Consider the following 1,733-nt stretch of genomic DNA (forward strand, 5'->3'; position numbering starts at 1 on the left):
GCCCCGCAGCGCACGGCATCGGCGGCGCTCGGCCGGGGGGTGCACCGGCTCGCCCGCCGCCTGGCCCCCGGCCATCCGGCCGTCACCGCGCTGTCCGCCCTGGACGGCCGTCCGCTGCGGCCGGTCGCCCTCGGCGCGCTCGCCGCCGTACTCCCCGCGACCGAGGAGGAACTGGCGCACGCCGTCGTCTACGACGAACTCCAGACCATCGCCTCGGCCGCGCTCAAACTCCTGCCCGGCGACCCCCTCGACTCGGTCGCCTGGATTCTCGCCGCCGAACCCGAGGCGGCACGGGCGGCCGACACCGCCCTCACCGTACGCGGTCCGGGCCGGCTGCCCGCCCGTACGGCCCCGCTCACCGAACAGTGGGCACTCGACCACGCACGACGCGAACGGAGGCTCTTCCTTGCCTGACACGACCCCGCACCCCGACGCCCCACACGCCCACCCGCACCCCCACACCCACCGGCCCCCGGTCCGGGCCCTGCGCCTGGGCGTCGCCGGACCGGTCGGTACCGGCAAGAGCTCCATCCTCGCCACGCTCTGCCGGGAGCTGGCGGACGAACTGGCCATGGCCGTCGTCACCAACGACATCTACACCGACGAGGACGCCCGCTTCCTGCGCTCGGCGGGCGTGCTGCCCACCGAGCGGATCCGCGCGGTCGAGACGGGCGCCTGCCCGCACACCGCCATCCGCGACGACGTCAGCGCCAACCTGGACGCCGTCGAGGACCTGGAGGAGGAGTTCGGGCCGCTGGACCTGGTCCTCGTCGAGAGCGGCGGCGACAACCTCACCGCCACCTTCAGCCCGGCCCTCGCGGACGCCCAGCTCTTCTGCATCGACGTGGCGGGCGGCGGCGACGTGGCGCGCAAGGGCGGCCCCGGCATCACCGGCGCCGATCTGCTCATCGTCAACAAGACGGACCTCGCACCCCACGTGGAGGTGGACGTCGCCGCGATGGTCGCGGACGCCGAGGCCGTACGCGACGGGCTCCCCGTGCTGGCGCTGTCCCGCAAGGACCCGGCCTCCGTCGCCGAACTGGCCGACTGGGTACGGGCCCTGCTCGCCCGCCACCGTTCCGGCCGCCATGTCCCCACCGACCCGGGCCCGATGGCGCCCCACAGCCACGCCCACGCGTGAACGAGCCCGTCGTCGTCGGCGTCGAGCGCGACACCTCGGGCCGCCACGTGGCGCGCGTGCTGCGCCCCGGCGCCTTCCTCGCCCCCCGCCCGCTGCTCCCCGAACCGGACCGGCTCAGGATCGCCCTGGTCGGCACCCGGGCCGGGCTGCTTGCCGGCGACGACCTCGGACTGCGGATCTCCGTCGGCCCCGGCGCCCGCCTCGAACTCGTCGAGCCGGCCGGGCTCATCGCCTACGACCACCGGGGCGGACGCTCCCGGTGGCGGGCCCGGGTCGAGGTCGCGGAGGGCGGTGAACTCCTGTGGTGCGGTCAGCCGTTCGTCGTCTCCTCCGGGGCGGACGTGCTCCGCGAGATGGACGTCGTCCTCGCGGCCGGGGCCCGGATGCTGTGGCGCGACACGCTGGTGCTGGGCCGCTCCGGGGAGCGCGGCGGCAGCGTGCGGGCGGTCACCCGGGTGACGTACGACGACGAGGAACTGCTCGTCGAGGACCTGGACCTCACCGATGCCGACGTACGCGCCCTGCCGGGGCTGCTGGGCCCGCACCGCGTCGTCGGCGCGGTCACGGCGCTCGGCGCCCGCCCGCCCGGCCC

The 1,733-nt window shown here is 76.1% G+C and carries 3 protein-coding genes; all 3 read left to right on the forward strand.

The features are described from left to right. Positions 1–414 (forward strand): urease accessory UreF family protein (locus MHW47_RS35140; RefSeq protein ID WP_275449966.1); only part of this gene is annotated, 414 nt, incomplete at its 5' end. Further along, positions 407–1,141 (forward strand): urease accessory protein UreG, encoded by a 735-nt coding sequence (gene ureG, locus MHW47_RS35145; RefSeq protein ID WP_374230198.1) that lies wholly within the window; start codon positions 407–409, stop codon positions 1,139–1,141. The genes MHW47_RS35140 and ureG, both read left to right, overlap by 8 nt. Further along, positions 1,138–1,733, forward strand: a 596-nt coding sequence (locus MHW47_RS35150) for an urease accessory protein UreD (RefSeq protein ID WP_239227870.1), incomplete at its 3' end; no start/stop codon positions are given. The genes ureG and MHW47_RS35150, both read left to right, overlap by 4 nt.

It is taken from the genome of Streptomyces sp. OfavH-34-F (assembly GCF_022347745.1).
In the GTDB taxonomy this organism is placed as follows: domain Bacteria; phylum Actinomycetota; class Actinomycetes; order Streptomycetales; family Streptomycetaceae; genus Streptomyces.